We start from the raw sequence: 20600 nt of genomic DNA on the forward strand, positions 1-20600 counted from the left end.
ATGAACAAGCTCGAAGAAATCTGCGCTGCCAAACGCGAAGTGGTCGCCGCGCGCAAGCTGGCGATCAGCGACGCGCAGCTGACCGCCGCAGCCCGCATCCAAACCGCGCCGCGCGGGTTCGAGGCCGCGCTGCGCGCCCGCGCCAACACCGGATATGCGCTGATTGCGGAAATCAAGAAAGCCAGCCCCTCCAAAGGCCTGATCCGCGCTGATTTCCGCCCGGCCGATCACGCCGCTGCCTATGAACAAGGCGGCGCGGCCTGCCTTTCGGTGCTGACCGATGCGCCCTATTTTCAGGGGCACGAGGACTACCTCATCGCCGCCCGCGCCGCCTGCACCCTGCCGGTGCTGCGCAAGGATTTCATGGTCGATCCGTGGCAATGCCTTGAAGCGCGCGCGATCGGGGCCGACGCAATCCTGATCATCGTCGCCGCGCTGGACGATACCGCGATGGCCGAAATCGAGGTCGCTGCCGCCGAACACGGCATGGATGTGCTGATCGAAGTGCACGACGAGGCCGAGATGGAGCGCGCCGCGCGCGTGCTGAAATCACTGCTAATCGGGGTCAATAACCGTGACCTCAAAACCTTCACCACCAGCCTTGCGACCACTGAACGGCTTGCCCCGCTGGCACCGCAAGGCGCGTTGCTGGTGGGTGAAAGCGGGATCAACACCCACGCCGATCTCGCACGGCTCGAACGCAGCGGCGTGCGCACCTTTCTGGTGGGCGAAAGCCTGATGCGGGCCGATGATATTGCGCTTGCCACCGCCGCGCTGCTGGGCGCACAGTCGTCCGCATGAACGGACTTACCCACCTCGATGATAGCGGCGCAGCGCGAATGGTCGATGTTGGCGGCAAGGCGGAAACGCGCCGCCGCGCTGTCGCATCGGGGCGCATCGCCATGTCGGCAGACGCGCTCACCGCGATCCGCGCGGGCAACGCGCCCAAAGGCGATGTGCTATCCGCCGCGCGCATTGCCGGGATCATGGCGGCCAAACGCACTGGCGATCTGATCCCGCTGTGCCACCCGCTCGGGCTGGAGGCGGTGACGGTCGATTTCCGCTACGAAACAGACGCCATCCGCGCCACCGCCACCGCCGCGCTCACCGGGCGCACAGGCGTGGAGATGGAAGCGATGGTCGCGGTCAGCGTCGCGCTGCTGACGATCTACGACATGGCCAAAGCGATTGATAAGGGCATGGTGATCGGCGAAGTGCGCCTGATCGAAAAGACCGGCGGCAAATCGGGCGACTGGAAGGCCGCGGTTTGATTGCGCACCACCTCCAAAATGGCTGAATTGCGCGGATTTGGCGTGCGGCGCGCTTGACTCTGTTCTTATGGTTGCCTAATTGTTCCTTATTCGTTCACCTTATTGATGGACGGGACGTGCAGGCAACGCACCAATCGGTGCCTCTTGGCGCACACAAGGGATGGGCATGACCCGCCGCAACGGCAGGGCGTGAATGCGACCAAGGGAGTTTTGATCAATGCTGACCGCCAAACAGCACGAACTGATCCGCTTTATCCAGCAACGGCTGGAGGAAACCGGGATCTCGCCGAGTTTCGAAGAAATGAAGGAAGCGCTCGACCTGAAAAGCAAATCGGGCGTGCACCGGCTGATTTCCGCTCTCGAAGAACGCGGGTTCCTGCGCCGCCTGCCCAACCGCGCGCGCGCGCTCGAAGTGATCCGTCAGCCCGAAGATGCCACCCCGGCGCGGGCGCTCGGTGGCAACGTGGTGTCGCTCGCTCCGGCAGCAGCAGGTCGCGCCGCGCCCGAGGCGTCGAATGACGTGATCGAACTGCCGCTGCATGGGCGGATCGCGGCCGGCGCCCCGATCGAAGCATTCGAAGGCCACAACACCCTGCCCGTCCCCGCCGCACTGCTCGGCCCGGGCGAACATTACGCGCTCGAAGTATCGGGCGATTCGATGGTCGAAGCCGGGATTTTCGATGGCGATTATGCGCTGGTGCGGCGCACCAACACCGCGCGCGATGGCGAAATCGTGGTGGCTTTGGTGCGCGGCGAGGAAGCGACGCTCAAATATCTGCACAAGGAAGGCGGCAAGGTGCGGCTCGATCCGGCCAACGCGGCCTATGATCCGCAGTTCTACCGGGCGGACGAGGTTGAGGTGCAAGGCAAGCTTGCAGGGCTGCTGCGGCGCTATCACTGAGTGGCGAAGCGGTACGGGATTCACGCGCCGCGCTGACCGGGAAACTCAAAACCGGCGTGAAACATCGGCTTCAACCTGTTTATTGATTTGTTACAGTGTGTTGCGGTTAAATGTTTCACACCAAGATGGCCGCTAGGGGCGGTCTAGACCCCCTCTAGCCCCCTCCTTGGGGTGGCTTAGGGTCGGCTTGGCCCTTCCTCGCGACGCCGATCCGTCGCCCCCTTCCACCAACCATGCTGCCCCTGGCTTTCGCCCACACTGGCGATGCGTTCTTCAGCAAGGTAGATCGAAAGCCCGCCGCTGCGCTCCAGCATCCGCCGATCTGCCTTGAGCCAACGCGGGCGGCAGGATCGCGGCAAGAACCGTTCGGCAATAACGATATCGACCTCGGCGCAGGCGGCCGCCAAGGCGCGCTCCTCCACCTGCGTGCGCCCCCGCCCCAACAGGATCACCCAGTCGCGCCCGCCTCGGTTGATCGTCACCGTACAGAACGCCGAGGAACAGCGTGCCTGCTTCCACTTGGGCAGCGGCACCGGCTCGGCCGTCATCCCGGAAAGCTGCATCAGATTATCGCGAGCGAATGACGAACGGCTGTCGCGCAAGGACAGCAAGTGGCGCTGCCCATCAGGGCCAGTCATGGTGATGCCAACCTGCTGTCCATCGCTCGCCACCAGCAGATCGGGAATCGGGGTCATTGCAGCAAGCATGCTCGCCGTCGCCACCGGGCCAAACCCCAAAAGCCGCGCCCGTCCCGTCCACAGCGCCAGCCACAACCCACCGATCACAAACAGCCCCGTCGTCACCCCGCCCAGCTGCGGCATCAGCTTGACCGCTCCGGGCTGATCGGCAGTGAAATGGGCGATCCAGAGCAACAGGTCGAGCGATTGCTGCACCAGCCACCAGCAGGGCGCGCCAAGCCCCACCAGATCGAGCAACAACCCCAGTGCGATCAGGGGCATCGAGATAAAAGTTACCAGCGGAATGGCGAAAATGTTCGCCGCCGCGCCATAAAAACCTGCGCGATGGAAGTGAAACAGCACGATCGGCATCAGCGCCAGCTCGATCACCACCCCGGTCACAAACAGCATCACCACCCGCCGCCCGATCCGCGCCAGCCATGGCTCCTCGCGCGCGGCAAGGAACGCCCGCGCCGGTGTGCTGGTGGACAATGCTATGATCGCGATCACCGCAGAAAAGCTCATCTGAAAGCTCGGCCCGATGGCGCTTTCCGGCCACAGCAGCAGCACAAACCCGCCCGCCACCGCCACCATTCTGAGCGACAATGCCTCACGCCCCAGCGCCAGCGCGCCGAGCACCAGCAGTGCCGCCACGCAGCTGCGCACCGTCGGCACCTCTGACCCTGTAAGCAGCGTGTATCCGACCCCGGCAAGCGCCCCCGCAGCGGCAGCCACCACCGGTAGCCGCACCCTGAGCACCAGTGCAGGCCACAGCGCCAACAGCCGCAGCGCCGCGAAATAGGCCGCAGCGATCACCGCGCTCACGTGCAATCCGCTGATCGACAGCAAGTGAGTGAGGCCCGAATCGCGCATCGCTGCCTCATCGGCCTCGGTGATGCTGCCACGGTCGCCGCTGGCAAAGGCCGCCGCAATCGCGCCCGCCGATCCATCCACCCGCGCCCGGACGTGCGCGGCAAGCCAGCGTTGGACACTCGCAATCCCGCCTGCCTCTGGCGCTGGGCGGATTATTTCGAGCGGGCCGACCATCGTGCCAGTGGCCGCCAGCCCCTTGAACCACGCTGCGCGGGCAAAATCATAGCTGCCGGGGAGCATCGGGCTGGCAGGCGGCATCAATCGCGCGCGCAGCCTCACCATCGCGCCTTCGGCCAGGCCGGGCGGCACACCGCCGTCACCAAACGCCGTAAGCGGGACGTTGATCCTGACCTTGCGCGCGGCGCCAGTTCCAAAATCACGCACCGCCAGCGTCAATCGCAGCCGCCCATCAGCAGGTTGGTCTTCGCGTTCGAGCACATGGCCGTGCAGTCGCTCCACCACAGGCCGGGCAATCGGTTCGGCACCGACCATTTCCGAGCGCGCCCAGATCACCGCGACTCCAAAAGCGAACACCAAGCCGCCAGTCACAACCGCAAGCCGTAGATGCGCGCGATGTTCGTCGGCGGCACTGCCCAGCGGCCAAAGGGCGAACGCCGCCAACGCCGCTACCACGCCGATCGCGATGACCGCACACCATTGCCACATTTCCGGCAGCACGAACCACGTGCCGATCCCTCCGGCGAAAATCACCGTCAGCCACGGCGCGCGGTCAAACCCGGCGCGGGCAAGAAACGCCTCGGTGGCATCGGCCAGACGCGGTCCGATCACCCCACCCTGCCAGCCCCAGACGCTGGACATTCGCCCCGTGGTTTGCCAAGGGCGCAGCATTGCTCCGCCAGCGGCATTGCTGCCGCCTGGATCGTCTCCCATAGGAATGATCGGCACATCGCGCATCGGCTTGTCCCCTGACCGGCCCCTCTCGCCAAGCCGCTCAAAGTGAACAGGAATTGATAGCTCATGGCAAGCGAAAGCAGCACTGGCGGCAAAGCCACCGCGGCTGAGGTAGTTACCCGCTTCGCACCATCGCCCACGGGTTATCTGCATATTGGCGGCGCGCGCACCGCGCTGTTCAACTGGCTCTATGCCCGCCACCACGGCGGGCGCACCTTGCTGCGGATCGAGGACACTGATCGCAAACGGTCAACGCAGGACGCGATTGATGCGATTATCGAGGGGCTGGATTGGATTGGCCTCGATTACGATGCGCCGCCGATATTCCAGTCCGATCAGGCCGAACGCCATGCGGAAATCGCGTGGAAGCTGCTTGAGGCAGGTCATGCTTACAAGTGCTTCGCCACCCCGCAAGAACTCGAAACCATGCGCGACGAGCAGCGCGCCCAGAAAAAGCCGCTGCGCTACGACGGGCGCTGGCGCGACCGCGATCCCGCCGAAGCGCCTGAAGGCGCGCCCTTTACCATACGGATCAAGGCCCCGGTCGAAGGCGAAACCATCATCAATGATCGCGTGCAGGGCCGCGTTTCGGTCAACAATGCCGAGATCGACGACTTCATCATTCTGCGCGCGGACGGCACGCCCACCTATATGCTTGCCGCCCCGGTTGACGATCATGACATGGGCGTAACCCATGTGATCCGCGGCGACGATCACTTCAACAACGCCTTCCGCCAACTGCCGATCATCCGCGCGATGAACGCGATCGAGGGCAATTGGCCCGATCCGGTCTATGCCCACATCCCGCTGATCCATGGGTCGGACGGTACGAAATTGTCAAAGCGCCACGGGGCATTGGGCGTTGAGGCCTACCGCGATGAATTCGGTATCCTGCCCGAAGCGCTGTTCAACTACCTGCTGCGGCTGGGCTGGGGCCACGGCGACCGCGAAGAAATCACGCGGGATGAGGCGGTTGCGTTGTTCGACCTTGACGGGGTGGGCAAAAGCCCGTCGCGATTTGACCTCAAGAAGCTCGAAAACCTTAACGGTCATTACCTGCGCGAAGCCGATGATGCGCGGTTGGCAGCGCTAGTGGCTGCACGGATTGGCGAAAATGCCGACGAAGCCCTGCTGACCCGCGCCATGCCAGTTCTCAAAGTACGTGCGAAGAACCTGGGTGAAATCGTTGAAGGTGCAGGCTTTCTGTTCGCCACCCGGCCGCTGGAAATCACCGAAAAGGCTGCCAAATTGCTGGAAGGCGATGCCCGCGCAATCCTGCGAAAGATTTACGACCGCCTCAGCGCGGAAAACGACTGGACAAGCGCGGCGCTCGAAGCCACTACGAAGGCGCTGGCTGAGGAACAAGAATTGGGCCTTGGCAAGCTGGCGCAGCCAATGCGCGCGGCGCTGACCGGGACGACCACTTCACCCGGTATTTTCGATGTGCTGGTCCTTTTGGGACGGGATGAGGCTCTGGCCCGGCTCGACGCACAGGCTGCGTAAGAGCGACGGCAAGGGCAGGAAATTTGAACAGGAGACTGATCGTGGCAGACAAGCTGGCGAAACTCGAGCTGGGCGGAAAATCGCTCGAATATAATGTGCTCGAAGGCAGCACCGGCCCGGACGTGATCGACATCCGCAAGCTGTATGCGCAGACTGGCGCATTCACTTTCGACCCCGGCTTCACCTCGACTGCCAGCTGCGAAAGCGCGCTGACCTATATTGATGGTGACGAAGGCGTGCTGCTTCACCGCGGTTATCCGATTGGCCAACTGGCCGAGGATTCCAACTTCATGGAAGTCAGCTACCTGCTGCTCAATGGCGAATTGCCGAGCAAGGAAGTCCTCGACAAATTTACCTACACCATCACCCGTCATACCATGTTGAACGAACAGTTGATGACGTTCTACCGTGGTTTCCGGCGCGATGCGCATCCGATGGCGATTATGTGCGGTGTGGTCGGCGCGCTGTCGGCGTTCTATCACGACAGCACTGACATTTCCGATCCCGAACACCGCACCATCAGTTCACACCGGTTGATTGCCAAAATGCCGACAATCGCGGCGATGGCGTATAAATATTCGATCGGCCAGCCGTTTATCTACCCCGATAACAAGCTGTCTTACACCGGCAATTTTCTCAAGATGACCTTCGGCGTACCGGCCGAGGAATACGAGGTGATCCCGGCGGTGGAACGCGCGATGGACCGGATTTTCATCCTCCACGCCGACCACGAACAGAACGCCTCGACTTCGACTGTGCGGCTTGCCGGTTCGTCAGGCGCAAACCCGTTTGCCTGCATCGCAGCTGGCATCGCCTGCCTGTGGGGCCCGGCGCATGGCGGTGCCAACGAAGCCGCGCTCAACATGCTCAAGGAAATCGGCACGCCCGACAAGATCCCGCATTATATCGAGCGCGCCAAGGACAAGAACGATCCGTTCCGCCTGATGGGCTTTGGCCACCGCGTGTACAAAAATTACGACCCGCGCGCGACGGTGATGCAAAAGACCGTGCGCGAAGTGTTCGATGCGCTGAAGGTCACCGATCCGCTGTTCGAAACCGCGCTGCGGCTGGAAGAACTGGCGCTCAATGATCCCTATTTCATTGAAAAGAAGCTGTTCCCGAACGTCGATTTCTATTCGGGCATCATCCTTTCGGCGATCGGGTTCCCGACCACGATGTTTACCGCCTTATTCGCGCTTGCCCGCACCGTCGGCTGGGTCGCACAGTGGAACGAAATGATCAGCGATCCCGGCCAGAAAATCGGCCGCCCGCGTCAGCTCTACACCGGGCCAACCCAGCGCGATTACATTCCGCTCGATCAGCGCTGAGGCTGCGGCAGTCGGGGCGGCTATTGCGCGGGCAGTTCAAGCCTGAACAGTGCCCCGCCCCCTGCGGCGCTTTCGACCGTCAGACTGCCATCCATCGCTTCGGCAAGGCGGCGCGAGATGAACAGGCCGAGGCCTGATCCCTTGTCCTTGCCGCCATCGCTGTCGCGGCCAAGCCGTTCGAACTTGTCAAAAATGCGCTCTGCCTGTTCGGGCGTAACACCGGGGCCTTCGTCCGCCACGGTAACACCGACACGCCCCTCACCCGCAGGCCCGGCGGTGATCCGCACCGTGCTGCCCACCGGCGAATAGGCAATCGCATTGCCGATCAGATTGATGAGGATTTGCAGCACGCGGCGGAATTCGGCAGTCGCCACCGCCTCGCCGCGCGTGCCAGCCACTTCTATCACAATGTCGCGGTTTTGCGCGCGCACGCCGAGGATGCCCGCCGCTCGCGATGCCGCGTCGGCCAGATCAACCGGCTCCCGCGCGGTGGCAAAGCCCGGCGTTTCCACAACCTCAAGATCGGCCAGATCATCAAGCATCGCCGCGAGATGCTGCCCTGCGCTGGCGATGGTTCCGGCATATTCGCTGTATTCGTCGCGCAGCGGCCCGGCGAGGCGCGCGCGGATCGTTTCGGCATTGGCGATGATCCGCGCAATCGGTTGGCGCAGCACCGGGGTGAGCGCGGTGCCGATCAGCCGGGTTGGCGCGCTATCCTCGCTGCCTGCTTGATCCCCTTCGTCCGAAGGAACGGTGATCAACGGCTCATCCGCGATCAGCAGCAGTTCAAACCCAACAGGATTATGGGCATCAGGCCCCAGCGGGATCAAACGGATACGCCAATGCCGCTGCGATCCGTCAAAGCCGCAGTGTGCGCCATCGAGCAAGCGCCAGTGCAACGGTTGATAGTGGCTGACCGCGCTGAGATTGACCAAGTCGCTCCAAACCGCCCCGGGCTGCGCTGTCGCCGCTGCCTGCAAGTCCGCCGCATCCGGTGCAATTGCGCTCAGCACCTGCACGCGCTGGCTTGCATCGAGCCGCGCGGTCACTTCCGCAGTGGCGCGATCAATCGCATCAATCTTTTCGGCAAATTCACGGTTGCTCGGCGGAGCCAGTGCGCTGCGCTGCCAATTGTCGATCAGCACCTCGCACCCGCCGCCATCAGCTTCGGTCAGCGGATGAATTCGCGCAAACCCGGAGATCATGGCATCGCCATCAAAGGCACTGAAACTGCGCGCGATGCGCAACCCCATGCGGCGCGATTGCCGGACCAGTTCCAGCAATTCGGGGATTGCCAGCGTTCCCGGCAGATCACCGCCGCAGCGCTCCTGCAATTCAGCCAGCTGCTCATCAGCGCTCAACAGGCGGTCGTGCGCATCGGTGAGCCCGCAGGTGCCCAGCAGATTGTCGTGCCGGTCGATGGTGTTCATGATGCCGCTCTGCTTGCCGCCAGCATGGTCGCAGCGTGTTCGGGCGATAGCGTGGCAATCGCGCGCGGCATCCGGGCGGCAGGCTCAACCAGCAGATATTGCCGTTCGATCTCAGGCAAGGAAAGTCCGGCCGATCTCAATGCCAGGGCTAGCCGAGCGCCCTGCCCTTCGTGACAGGCCAGCACCACCGATTCTCTCGGCTGGCGGGTTTGTGCAGCTAGCGCGCTCGAAAACAAGGCAAGTCCGGCGTGGTCTATCGCCATTGCCGCCACCGCCCCGCGCCGCATCGCCGCGACAAGACGCGCAAGCAGCCCGAGCCGGCTGGCGGCCTCATCATAACGCAGCGGCACCCGTTCGAGCGCGGCGCGCGCCGTGTCATCGGCCGCATGGCGCAGGCCAATCGCGATCACCGCATGGAAAAGCTCAGCCGGAAGTTCGCCCAAGGGCAACTCCATCCGGCGCTGGCTCTGGATAAAGCGCGACTGCGCGGCCAGCGCGCTCATCGCCAGACTGGCAATCGCAGGGTCATCGGACGCGATCAGTTCCTGCAATAGCGGGCTGAGCACCGGGTCGATGGCGCGGCGCAACTGGAACTTTTCCGCAAGCAGGCCCTCATTGGCAAGCGCATGACAGAAGCTGAGCAGCGGCTCGTCACGCATCAAGCGATCGGCCCAGAAATCGATCATCGCCGGATCGGCCAGCGATGGCGAACGAGCGGCGGGATCACGTCCGGCCATCGCGGCCAGCAATTGTGCGGCGCAATCCACCACCATGCCGCGCACCCGCGCAAGGATAGCGTCGCGCACCAATGCATGGGCGTCACTGGCGAGCAAATGGCGCAGCACCGGGACGACCGCCGCCGCCGCGCGGTCTTCGCGCGCGAGTTCATCCCGCAGGATCGCCTCGACAGCTTGGTCGGCGGCAAGGTCCATCGTTTCTTCGCCCATCCTTGCAGGCCTAACACCTGCATAGTTAAGGCCGCGTTAGTTCAATTGTCAGCTTTGCGCAGTAGCAAAGCGGCAAGCAGCGCCAATGCCATGATTGCGACCGCCTCGGGCAGCAAACCGAAAACCGCCGCCAAGGCGAGCAACAGCAACTGGCTCGCCCGGTCGGATGCAACCGCCGCCAGCGCGGTATTGGTTGTTTTTGACGCAAGTCGTGCCAGCCCAATGGCCATCGGCCCAGATACCGCCAGCGCAGTCCATTCGGGCCAGGGGGATAGCGCAAACCATATCGCAACTGCGGTCAAAACATCCACCAAAACCCCCGCAATTGCCCCGCGCCGCCCAGCGGTGTGCTGACGCAGCAGATGCTGGCGCAGCGTCGCAAAGCCGCCCGAAAGCCGCGCTGCAAAATTGCCAAGCGCCGCCAGCGCAAGGCCGCCCGCTGCCGCCCCCAACGCCGCCGTCACCGCTCCGCCAATCAGCAAGGCGAATGCTGCGGCTGCGCCAAGCATTGGTGCCCGCATCAGGCCGCGCGGCGCAAGTTTTCGCACCAGCACCGCCGCCAGTGTCGTCAGCGGCGCGCGCCAATCCGATTCTGGCGCTGCTTTTGCAATCATGGCCTGTTCGTGCCGCGTGATCGCATCGGCGCAATCGGCCAGCAACCAAGCCTCATCCGTCAACGCATTTGCGGTTAAGCCGTGACAAGGCGTTCCAGCTTGCAGGGCGAGCCGCAGCAGCACCGAAACCGCATCGGCATCCGCAGGAAAATCAGCCAATTGTTGCACTGGCGCACCGCGCATTACCAGCAGTCCGGCCCAATGGTGCACCGCATCAACACGCTCAAAGTCGTGAGGGTGGCTGGTCGCAAGCGGATGATCGGAAGGCAGGCAGGCGACCATCCGGCGCAGGCCGAGGTCAGCCTCCACCAGCGAGCGCGCCAGCAGCGGATCGGGCACCAGCCCATCGCGCAGTATGATAAGATCATCCTCGGCCCGAACCAGCGCCGGAAGCGCGGCAAAGCCTTTCAACGCATGAAACGCGCCGCCGCCCGCCTCAACCTCGTGTTGCAGACGCAGAAGTTCACCGCGCACGTCCTCGCACAGACAGAGTATCCGTTCGACCCCCAGATCGCGCATCAACGCCACCTGCCAAGCCAGCACCGACCGCCCGGCCACAGGCAATTCGGCGCGCAATTCGCCGTTCGCGGTGCGTGTGACAGCAGCAATCAGGCCGGTGCGCATCCCTCACATCTCCGATCGAGCCACGGAAAGACTGAGGGATTGGCGGGTTCAGCGCAATCGTTCAAGCACCATCATGGGATCAGCGACGTGCGGTGCGAGAGAAACGCGCGAGCACCGCTTCGATCTCGCGGATCGCCAGCGGCTCTCCCGGTGCTGCCCGCAGTGCAATTTCAGCCGCCTGCAACAAATCATCGGCATGGAAACTTGCCGCCAGCCCCTTCAGCCGCATTGCCGCAACGTTCCAGTTGCCATCGCAGCGCGCCCGTTTGAGCAGGTCAAGCTGGCGAGCCGCGCTTTCCAGAAACGCCGCGCGCAGCTCGCGCAGCAGCACGGCATCATCGCCGGCCGCCGCCGCAAGGGTCGCATCAAGGGCTCCATTATCAAACGCCATGACACGATCATAAGGCAAATTGGGTTAAAGCGGGGTTTATCACGAGTCCGACTGTGTTATGATAGCAATATGGCAGGACGGCACCAGATGCGCGCCTTGGGGCGCAAGAGCGGGGAAAACGGCGCAACGGAGCCGGTTTCGCCGGACAATGTCGCTGATAACGCGGCATCGCCAGATACGGCGGAACTGGAGCTGTCAGAAAGCTGGATCGCTGACAGTGACCCCGCTCTGCCGACATCCCGGTTCGGGTGGGTGGCACCGACTTTGGCAATGGCAACCATTTTCGCATGGTCGGCATTTTTCGTCTGGGCGCATTGGGCAAAATTGCTTGCCAACCCTGCCCCAGATCTGTGGGCAGGCTGGGCTGTGCAATGGTCGGTACCGGTTGCTCTGGTCGGGATCGTCTGGTTGCTTGCCATGCGATCATCGCGCGCAGAAGCCAATCGCTTTGCCGCCAGCGCCGCGCAGATGAACCAGGAAAGCGCCGCGCTCGAAGCACGTCTCAAGGTGGTCAACCGCGAACTCAGCCTCGCGCGGGAATTTCTGGGCGCGCAATCGCGCGATCTGGAATCGCTGGGCCGGATCGCTGCGGAGCGGATTTCCACCCATGCAGGCGAATTGCAGGCGCTCATCACCACCAACGGCGCGCAGGTCGAGGCGATTGGCAGCGCCAGCGAAACCGCGCTCGGCAACATGAACCGGCTGCGCGATGACCTGCCGGTGATCGCCAATTCCGCGCGCGACGTCGCCAACCAGATCGGCGGCGCAGGGCGCAATGCCCAGGATCAGCTTGAACGGCTGGTGGCCGGGTTCGAGAGGCTCAACACTTTTGGTGCCGCCAGCGAAACGCAGGTGCGTAGTCTGGGTGAGCGGGTGGGTGAAACACTCACCGGGTTCGAGGATCAGCTGACCCGGATCGAAGCGCTCGTCACCCAGCGATTTGTCGCCTTGCAGACCGATGCCGAAGCCTACCGTGCCCGGCTCGACGCGCTGGAAGCCACTGCGCTCGCCGCGCTGGGCAAACGGGCACGGCAAACCACGTCCGAGATTGAGGCTTTCGACAGCCAGCTGAGTGAACGAAGCCGCGCACTTGCCGAACAGTTTGAACAGCGCCAGGCCGCGTTCGAAACTCACGAAGCGCAAGCAAGCGAACTGCTGGCACAGCGGCTTAGCGAACTTGATGATGCCCTGGCTCTGCGGCGTGAAGCGCAGATTGCCGATACTGAAAAGCTGCTGGCGCATGGCGAAGCAGTGGCAGAACGCATCGACCAGTTGGGGCAGATGATACGCGAAATTGACGAGCACGGTGAAGCTGCACGCGCCAACCTTACGACAGGCCTTGACACGCTTGGGGAACATTTGGCCGACAAACGCGCCGCGCTTGCCGCAACTGAGACACAATTGGCGCAACTCACCGAAAGCGGCATTCGCCTGCTGGAAATCATCCAGTCGGGCGCGCGCACCACACGCGAAGATCTGACCCAGTCGATCACCGGAGTCGGCGAAGCGCTCTCTGAGGTTGAGGCGCGCGCTGACACGGTCAACCAGTTGATGCTGCGTTCAAGCGAGCAAGGTAACGACCTGTCTGGCTATCTGCTGCAAACCCGCAGCGAGATCGACGCCGCCGATGAAGCGATTGCCGGGTTCCGATCACGCCTCGCCGAACAGTCAGACGACGCGCTCGCCCGCCTACAGGGCCTGCGCGGCGGGTTCGCGCGGCTGGCGGAGGAAAGCGGAACGCTCGCCGCTGACACGCAGGAACGGTTGCGCGATGCGCTCGGCACGCTGGAGACAGCGATTGCACAGGCCTTTGCCACACTTGATTCCGGTGCGCGGGAAAAGACCGCTGCGCTCGCTCAGAACCTCGGCGGCGAAGCGGTCGAGGTGCTCGAACGCGCGCTACAAAATGAAGCAGCCACGATGATCGGCAAGCTGGAGCAAGCAGCAGCCCGTGCCTCGGGCGTCGGCCGGGAAGTAACCATCCAGCTGCGCGATCAGCTTGTGCGGGTGAACGAGCTTACCGGCAATCTCGAACACCGCGTGACGCGTGCGCGCGAACTGGCTGAAGAACAGATCAATAATGACTTCGCGCGGCGCATGGCGCTGATCACCGACAGCCTCAATTCGGCTGCCATCGATATCAGCACCGCGCTGTCCACCGAAGTGGCTGACACCGCATGGGATGCCTATCTGAAGGGCGACCGCGGTATCTTTACGCGCCGCGCGGTGCGCCTGATCGACAATGGCACCGCGCGTGAGATTGAATCGCTCTACAACGCGGACGATGTGTTCAAGGCCAATGTCAGCCGCTACATTCACGATTTCGAGGCGATGCTGCGCTCGATCCTGTCGACCCGTGATGGCCACGCGCTGAGCGTGACGGTGCTGGGTTCGGAAATGGGCAAGCTCTATGTAGCGCTGGCACAGGCGATCCAGCGCCTGCGCAGCTAGAGCATCGTGCTGAAAAGTGGGAACCGGTTTTCAGCTTTTTACGATGCGACAACAAAGGCTAGAGCGGGCGACCTGCGTCAGATTTAACGCAGCCCGCTCTAGCGCGCCGCTGCTCCCGGCGGCTTGGGCATAATGTCGATATCGGCAACAGTGACCCAGCCATATTGGTAATTGGCGACGAACAGCCCGGTGAACAACGCCGCGATGATCGTTGCCCGCAACGCCACCCTGCCGGGGCGGAAATTGACCGGGGCGCTGTCCGCCTGTCCAGGTACCTTTGCCTCCCCGGCTTCATCGGCGGTGCGCACGCCGAACGGCAACATCACGAACGCGCTCATCACCCAGAACAGGAAATAGATCGCCGCAATCGAAGTGATCTGCATCAGGCAGGTACCCCCGGCATCACCACGCGCACCTGCGGTTTCTTACCCGACCAACGCTGCGCCGCACGGCGGGCGGCGAGCCGGGCTGCTTCGTGGATCACAGCTGAATCGCGTGCGTCCTTGCCCTTGAGCCGATTGATCGCAGCAAGCACGTCGCCAGCGGCCTCTTCAAGAAAATCTGGCAGGTCTTCATCCAACGGCAGGCCAATTGCCTCCACCAATGGTGCCTGCCCGCGCGCGAGCACCACCACCAGCACGCCATCTTGCGCGATCCGGCGGCGCATGGTGATCGCTTCGCCGTTAGCGCGCGCGATAATGTCGCCATCGAGCACCAGACGCCCCGCACGCACTTCGGCCAGCTTGCCCGGCTTGCCGGGGGCTAGGCGCACAAGATCGCCGTTCTTCTGCACCACTTGCGCCGGGATCCCGGCGGCTTTGCCGACCCGCGCCTGCTCAGTCATATGGCGGATTTCGCCGTGGACAGGCACCAGCACGTCTGGCCGCAACCAATCATACAGCGCCTCAAGCTCTGGCCGCCCCGGATGGCCCGAGACATGGATAAAGGCCTGCCGGTCGCTCACGGTCACAATCCCGCGCGAGGCGAGCTGGTTCTGAATCTTGGCGATCGGGATTTCATTGCCGGGGATCTGGCGCGAGGAGAATAGCACCACGTCGCCCGCAGCCAGTTCAATCGGATGATTACTATCCGCCATCCGGCCCAGCGCAGCACGCGGTTCGCCCTGCCCGCCGGTGGCGATGATCAGCACTTCGCCGCGCGGCAGGCCCATTGCGGTGTCGAAACTGACCGGCGTGGGGAAATCGTCAAGATAGCCATTATCCTGCGCGACCTCGATAATCCGGTCGAGCGAGCGGCCTGCGACGCAAATCTGCCGCCCCGTTTCGCGCGCGACCTCGCCCAGCGTGTGCAGCCGCGCGACGTTGCTGGCGAAGGTGGTGACGACGACGCGCTTGCCCTTGTGCCGCGCAACCTCTTCCATCAACCCGCGATGCACTGCGCCTTCGGAGCCGGAGGGTTCGGGATTAAACACATTGGTCGAATCGCACACCAGCGCCAGCACGCCTTCGTCACCGATAGCGCGCAGTTCTTCTTCGGTGGTGGGCTCGCCAATGATCGGTTCTTCGTCGAGCTTCCAGTCGCCAGTGTGGAAGATGCGCCCATGCGGCGTGTCGATCAGCAGTGCGTTGCCTTCGGCAATCGAGTGCGCCAGCGGCAGATAGGTTATTTTGAACGGGCCGATGTCGATCTCGCCGTGATCTTCCTCGATAATATTGAGTTTGACCTTGCCAAGCAGCCCTGCTTCCTCGAGCTTGCGCGCCACCAGATCGGCGGTGAACGGGGTGGCATAAAGCGGCACGCCCAACTCGCCCGCGAAATAGGGGACTGCGCCGATGTGATCTTCATGCGCGTGGGTCAGCACGACGGCGAGCAGATCCTTGCGGCGCTCCTCAATGAAATCAAGGTCGGCAAATACCAGTTCGACGCCAGGATATTCGTTGCCCGAAAAGGTCATGCCCAGATCAACCATGATCCATTTGCCCTGGCAGCCATAGAGATTGACGTTCATGCCAATTTCGCCGGAACCGCCGAGCGCAAGGAACAGCAATTCATCTTCGGGCGTAAAATCTTTCTTCAAGGTGTTTCCGGTTCTGTCAGGAGAGGGATAAAATAGGTTCAAGCGGTTTCGGCCTGACGCGCAAGGATGGCGAGGCCGTCCAGCGTCAGGTCAGCATCGACGTGGTCGAAAATGTCGGTGGCGTCATCGAACAATATGGCGAGCCCGCCGGTGGCTACAACCTTTGCCGGGCGGCCAATTTCGGTTTTCATCCGCGCGACCATGCCTTCCATCATCGCGACATAACCCCAGAACACGCCGATCAGCATCTGGTCTTCGGTGTTGCGGCCAATCACGCTGCGGTTGTCGGGTGCACGAATGGCGATGCGCGGCAGCTTGGCGGTTTTGCCGACCAGTGCATCGAGTGACAGGTTGATCCCCGGCGCGATTGATCCGCCCTTGTATGCACCGGTGAAATCAACCGCTTCAAACTTTGTCGCGGTGCCGAAATCAACCACAATCAGATCACCGCCATATTTGTGATGCGCAGCGAGGATGTTGAGCGCACGGTCAGCGCCCAGCGAGGACGGTTGATCGACGTCGATTGCGAACTGCCAGGCGGCTTTACCCTGCCCGGCGAATAACGGAGTGATGCCGAAATATTTCTGGCACAGCACGGTCAGGTTATGGTCGGCACGCGGCACGACGGAGGCGACAATAATCTGAGTTATCTGGTCGCGCGCAACCCCTTCGATGGCCAGCAATTGCAGCAGCCACACCGCATATTCATCGCCCGTACGGCGTGGATCGGTGGCGATCCGCCAGCGCGCGCGGGTGGTGTGCGAACCGTCCGGGCAAGGCTCGAACAGCGCAAAAACGACGTTGGTGTTCCCGACATCAGCGGCAAGCAGCATTGGGCGCACTCCTTAATCCAGTCATCATTTCAGACGATATCCCCGGCGCGAATGACACGTTCGCTGCCATCCGCCAAGCGTAGCCGCAAAGCACCATCGCTTTCGTCCAACCCCGCGAAGTTGCCGGAGAGCTGCGACCCATCGCTATCGTGGACGGTTACGGACGAACCCCGGGTGTGGATTGACAGCCCCAGAAATACTTCGAGTGTAGGGCCAATGCCAGCATCACGCCAATAGGCAAGGTTGCGGGCAAACTGCCCGGCCAGCGTTTCGGCGAAAACCGCGATTGGCACAGGATCGCTGACGTCGGCGAGCGCTACCACCTTGCGGTCGGGCAATTGCGGCGCGCGAGCAAGGTTGACGCCAACGCCGACCACCACCTGCCCGCGCACCATCTCCAGCAGAATGCCCGATAATTTGCCGTGGTTCAGCAGCACGTCATTGGGCCACTTGAGCGCCAGCCCAGCGGCGCTGTCTTTAACAATTCGACAGGCTTGGAAGACACTGATGGCTGCAACGAAGCTGAGCGAGGCCGGAGGTGGATCGTCTGTGCGCAGAGCAACCACGGTTGAGCCCATGAAATTGCCCGTGCCATCAAACCATTCGCGTCCCTGCCGCCCGCGCCCAGCAGTCTGGCGGTGCGCAACCAGCCAATGCCCTTCTGGCCATCCTTCTGCGCTGCGGATGGCCGCGACGAGGTCAGCATTGGTCGAGCCGGTTTCTTCGACCAGTCGAATGTCAGGCGAAACCGTCAAACCGCAAGGAACAGCGAGGCTGCGGCCTTGTCTGCCAGATCGGTCAGCGACGGGGTCAGCAGATAGCCTAGCGGTGAAACAATCGCCGCCGTCAGCCCTAGCAGCACCCAGTGCGCAGCGCCGCTCTTGCCTGTGACCACGCCCGCCGGTGCATCGAAGAACATCACCTTGACGAACTTGATGTAGTAGAACGCCCCGATCACGCTCGCCGCAATGGCGATGGCGCCAAAGGCGACCAACCCGGCTTCGATAGTAGCCTGAAACACCACGAACTTGCCGTAGAAACCGAGCAGCGGCGGAATGCCCGCGAGGCTGAACATGAACAGCAGCAACGCCCAGGCAATCGCAGGTCGCGTGACCGAGAGGCCCCGGATATCGGCGAAGGTTTCAAACAGCGCGCCATCTTCACCGCGCAGCATCAGCAGAGCAACAAAACTGCCAAGGCTCATCGCGACATAGATGAACAGATAGACCAGCATGGCGCTCACCCCGGTCTCGTTCGCGACCGCAAGACCCAGCAGGATGAATCCGACATTGTTGATCGACGAATAGGCCAGCAGGCGCTTCAAATTCTCCTGCCCGATCGCCCCAAGCGCGCCGAAGATGATGGAGGCGAGCGCGGTGAACATCACGATCTGCTGCCACGCATCGACTTGCGCGCCGAACACTTCAAACACCACCCGCGCGGTGAGCGCCACGGCAGCCACCTTGGGAGCGGTAGCGAAGAACGCGGTGACGGGGGTCGGCGCGCCTTCGTAAACGTCGGGCGTCCACATGTGGAACGGCACCGCCGAAATCTTGAATGCGAGGCCCGACAGAACGAAGATCACACCGAACAGCGCGCCAATGCCCATTTCTCCGGTCAGACCCGCGCGCACGGCGGTGAACGCGGTGCCGCCGGTGAAGCCGTAAAGCAGACTCATCCCGTAAAGCAGGATGCCCGATGCCAGCGCGCCGAGCACGAAATACTTCAGCCCCGCCTCGCCCGAACGCGTGTCGCGCCGCAGGATTGCGGCCAGCACATAGGCCGACAAGCTGTTGAGTTCGAGCCCGAGGTAGAGCGTCATGAAATCATTGGCCGAAACCATGATGCTCATGCCGACAGCGGCGAATAGCATCAGCACCGGATATTCGGCGCGCATCCCGCGCTCTGTGCCCGCCGCCGCACTGTTGAAAAACGCTGGCGCGACCATCAGCGCGCCAATCGCAGCAAGATAGATCAACGCCTTGGCAAACAGCGCGAAGCTATCGACCTTGATTAGCCCGCCAAACGCCAGCGTGGCCGGGCCGTCCACCCCGAAATGCAGCCCCGGCACCAGCATGAAACCCGCACCGAACAAGGCGGCTGCGGCGGCAATGGCGACAAGCCTTGCGGACTTGTCACCACCCCAAGCACCAACCAGCAACAGCGCGAGGCCCGCCGCGGTCAGCAGCAATTCTGGCGCGATCAGCGCGAAGGAGTGAGCGAAATCCATCAGTGCGCGCCCTCCTCGGCGCTCGAATGATTGGCGCCGTTTTTATGCGAAAGCGCATTGGCGGCTTCGGCGCGGGGAGCACCTGCGGTCAAAGCGGCATCGCTAGCCGGAGCCGCTGCCGCAAGCCGCGCATCAAGCACGGCAATGTCAGCGCGCATCGGGGCAAGGAAACTTTCAGGGTAAACCCCCATCCACAGCACGGAAGCGGCAATCGGGGCCATCATCAACCATTCACGCGCCGAAATGTCGCGCATCGCGGCCGCGTCTTCATGCACCTGCCCGCCAAATGCGACCCGGCGATAGAGATAGAGCATATAGGCCGCGCCCAGAATGATCCCGGTCGTCGCCACCAGCGCCACAAGGCTGGACGTCTGATAAATGCCCGCCAAGGCGAGGAACTCTCCCACAAATCCGCTGGTTCCCGGAAGGCCGATGCTCGCCATCGTGAACAGCAGGAAGAACAGCGCATAATAAGGCATATTGATCGCCAGCCCGCCGTAACGCGCAATCTCACGCGTGTGCAGCCGGTCGTAGATCACACCCACGCACAGGAACAGCGCGGCCGAAACAAGCCCGTGCGACAGCATCACGATCATCGCGCCTTCCAGCCCCTGCACGTTGAAGGCGAACAGGCCCACGGTCACAATCGCCATATGCGCGACCGATGAATAGGCGATCAGCTTCTTCATGTCTGACTGCACCAGTGCGACCAGCGAGGTGTAGACCACTGCGATCATCGACAGGACAAACACCAGCCACGCAAATTGCGCCGAGGCCTCAGGGAACATCGGCAGGCTGAAACGGACAAAGCCATAACCGCCCAGCTTGAGCAGCACGCCCGCCAAGATCACCGACCCTGCCGTGGGCGCCTGCACGTGGGCATCGGGCAGCCAGGTGTGGAACGGCCACATCGGAACCTTAACCGCGAAACTGGCGAAGAATGCCAACCACAGCCACGTCTGCGCGCCTGGCGGGAAGGAGTATTGCATCAATGTCGGGATGTCGGAGGTGCCAGCCTCTGCCACCATCCAGAACATCGCAATCAGCATCAGCACCGATCCGAGCAGGGTGTAGAGGAAGAACTTGTAACTGGCGTAAATGCGGTTGTCCCCGCCCCAAACCCCGATGATCAGATACATCGGGATCAGGCCTGCCTCGAAGAAGATATAGAACAGGAACAGATCCTGCGCCGAAAACGTGCCGATCATCAGCACTTCCATGAACAGGAAGGCCGCCATGTATTCGCCGACGCGCTTTTGCACGGCATCCCAGCTCGCCAGAATGCAGATCGGCATCAGGAACACGCTGAGCATGATCAACATCAGCGCAATGCCGTCGATCCCCAACGCCCATGTAAAGCCCGCGAACAGTTCAGCCCGTTCAGTGAACTGCCATTGCGCGCCCCCGATCTGGAAATTCGACCACAGCACCACGCCGAGAACAAAGGTGACGAGTGTCGTCCCCAGTGCAATCCACCGCGCGGCAGCAGCGCCCGCAAACAGACACGCCATCGCGCCCGCCAGCGGCACGAGCATCATCAACGACAGGATGGGTAGGCCTTCCATGACGAAGCGAGC

General features: G+C 62.7%; 17 protein-coding genes. 6 read left to right on the forward strand and 11 right to left on the reverse strand.

Annotated features, from left to right (window positions below; translation table 11 throughout):
* The 3 genes from trpC (at nucleotide 1) to lexA (ending at nucleotide 2172) form a co-directional block, all read left to right on the forward strand.
* Nucleotides 1–801 (forward strand): indole-3-glycerol phosphate synthase TrpC, encoded by an 801-nt coding sequence (trpC, locus tag ACSSV3_RS08035; protein ID WP_354324477.1) that lies wholly within the window; start codon nucleotides 1–3, stop codon nucleotides 799–801.
* Entirely contained in the window at nucleotides 798–1271 is a 474-nt protein-coding gene (gene moaC / locus ACSSV3_RS08040; RefSeq protein ID WP_354324475.1) for a cyclic pyranopterin monophosphate synthase MoaC, read from the forward strand. Before trpC ends, moaC begins: the two co-directional genes overlap by 4 nt.
* A 217-nt stretch (nucleotides 1272–1488) precedes the next feature.
* Nucleotides 1489–2172: a transcriptional repressor LexA gene (gene lexA, locus ACSSV3_RS08045; RefSeq protein WP_354324473.1), complete on the forward strand. Its 684-nt coding sequence runs from the start codon at nucleotides 1489–1491 to the stop codon at nucleotides 2170–2172.
* A gap of 176 nt (nucleotides 2173–2348) precedes the next feature.
* Here lexA and ACSSV3_RS08050 read toward each other — a convergent pair whose 3' ends face one another.
* Entirely contained in the window at nucleotides 2349–4637 is a 2289-nt protein-coding gene (locus ACSSV3_RS08050; RefSeq protein WP_354324472.1) for a ComEC/Rec2 family competence protein, read from the reverse strand.
* Nucleotides 4638–4700: 63 nt separating this feature from the next.
* Between ACSSV3_RS08050 and gltX the strand changes: the two genes are divergently transcribed.
* Nucleotides 4701–6137 carry a glutamate--tRNA ligase gene (gene gltX / locus ACSSV3_RS08055; RefSeq protein WP_354324471.1) on the forward strand — a complete coding sequence of 479 codons (1437 nt, stop codon included), beginning with the start codon at nucleotides 4701–4703 and terminating at the stop codon, nucleotides 6135–6137.
* 41 nt (nucleotides 6138–6178) lie between these two features.
* On the forward strand, nucleotides 6179–7465 hold the full coding sequence (locus tag ACSSV3_RS08060; RefSeq protein WP_354324469.1) for a citrate synthase: 1287 nt from the start codon (nucleotides 6179–6181) through the stop codon (nucleotides 7463–7465).
* A 20-nt stretch (nucleotides 7466–7485) separates the two neighbouring features.
* Here ACSSV3_RS08060 and ACSSV3_RS08065 read toward each other — a convergent pair whose 3' ends face one another.
* The 4 genes from ACSSV3_RS08065 to ACSSV3_RS08080 form a co-directional block, all read right to left on the reverse strand.
* Nucleotides 7486–8895 carry a sensor histidine kinase gene (locus ACSSV3_RS08065; RefSeq protein ID WP_354324468.1) on the reverse strand — a complete coding sequence of 470 codons (1410 nt, stop codon included), beginning with the start codon at nucleotides 8893–8895 and terminating at the stop codon, nucleotides 7486–7488.
* Nucleotides 8892–9842 carry a hypothetical protein gene (locus ACSSV3_RS08070; RefSeq protein WP_354324466.1) on the reverse strand — a complete coding sequence of 317 codons (951 nt, stop codon included), beginning with the start codon at nucleotides 9840–9842 and terminating at the stop codon, nucleotides 8892–8894. The genes ACSSV3_RS08065 and ACSSV3_RS08070 overlap by 4 nt, the downstream gene beginning before the upstream one ends.
* Before the next feature lie 41 nt (nucleotides 9843–9883).
* The gene (locus ACSSV3_RS08075; protein ID WP_354324464.1) at nucleotides 9884–11080 is read right to left on the reverse strand and encodes a hypothetical protein; all 1197 of its coding nucleotides are present in this window, start codon (nucleotides 11078–11080) and stop codon (nucleotides 9884–9886) included.
* 79 nt (nucleotides 11081–11159) lie between these two features.
* On the reverse strand, nucleotides 11160–11471 hold the full coding sequence (locus ACSSV3_RS08080) for an Hpt domain-containing protein (protein ID WP_354324462.1): 312 nt from the start codon (nucleotides 11469–11471) through the stop codon (nucleotides 11160–11162).
* A gap of 69 nt (nucleotides 11472–11540) precedes the next feature.
* Here ACSSV3_RS08080 and ACSSV3_RS08085 point away from each other — a divergent pair, with 69 nt between their 5' ends.
* Complete coding sequence (locus ACSSV3_RS08085; RefSeq protein ID WP_354324461.1) at nucleotides 11541–13922, forward strand: coiled-coil domain-containing protein; 2382 nt, start codon at nucleotides 11541–11543, stop codon at nucleotides 13920–13922.
* Between the two features lie 98 nt (nucleotides 13923–14020).
* Here ACSSV3_RS08085 and ACSSV3_RS08090 read toward each other — a convergent pair whose 3' ends face one another.
* The 6 genes from ACSSV3_RS08090 to ACSSV3_RS08115 are packed head-to-tail and all read right to left on the reverse strand — an operon-like array spanning nucleotide 14021 to nucleotide 20588.
* Complete coding sequence (locus ACSSV3_RS08090; protein WP_354324460.1) at nucleotides 14021–14305, reverse strand: DUF1467 family protein; 285 nt, start codon at nucleotides 14303–14305, stop codon at nucleotides 14021–14023.
* Nucleotides 14305–15960 (reverse strand): ribonuclease J, encoded by a 1656-nt coding sequence (locus tag ACSSV3_RS08095; protein WP_354324459.1) that lies wholly within the window; start codon nucleotides 15958–15960, stop codon nucleotides 14305–14307. Before ACSSV3_RS08095 ends, ACSSV3_RS08090 begins: the two co-directional genes overlap by 1 nt.
* Before the next feature lie 38 nt (nucleotides 15961–15998).
* The gene (locus ACSSV3_RS08100) at nucleotides 15999–16793 is read right to left on the reverse strand and encodes a type III pantothenate kinase (RefSeq protein WP_354324458.1); all 795 of its coding nucleotides are present in this window, start codon (nucleotides 16791–16793) and stop codon (nucleotides 15999–16001) included.
* Nucleotides 16794–16822: 29 nt separating this feature from the next.
* Entirely contained in the window at nucleotides 16823–17548 is a 726-nt protein-coding gene (locus ACSSV3_RS08105; RefSeq protein ID WP_354324457.1) for a biotin--[acetyl-CoA-carboxylase] ligase, read from the reverse strand.
* Entirely contained in the window at nucleotides 17545–19023 is a 1479-nt protein-coding gene (nuoN, locus tag ACSSV3_RS08110) for an NADH-quinone oxidoreductase subunit NuoN (RefSeq protein WP_354324456.1), read from the reverse strand. Before nuoN ends, ACSSV3_RS08105 begins: the two co-directional genes overlap by 4 nt.
* A complete protein-coding gene (locus ACSSV3_RS08115) occupies nucleotides 19023–20588 on the reverse strand; it encodes an NADH-quinone oxidoreductase subunit M (RefSeq protein ID WP_354324455.1) in 1566 nt (521 codons plus the stop codon). The genes nuoN and ACSSV3_RS08115 overlap by 1 nt, the downstream gene beginning before the upstream one ends.
* Nucleotides 20589–20600 lie beyond the last annotated feature (12 nt).

It is taken from the genome of Porphyrobacter sp. MBR-49 (assembly GCF_053628655.1).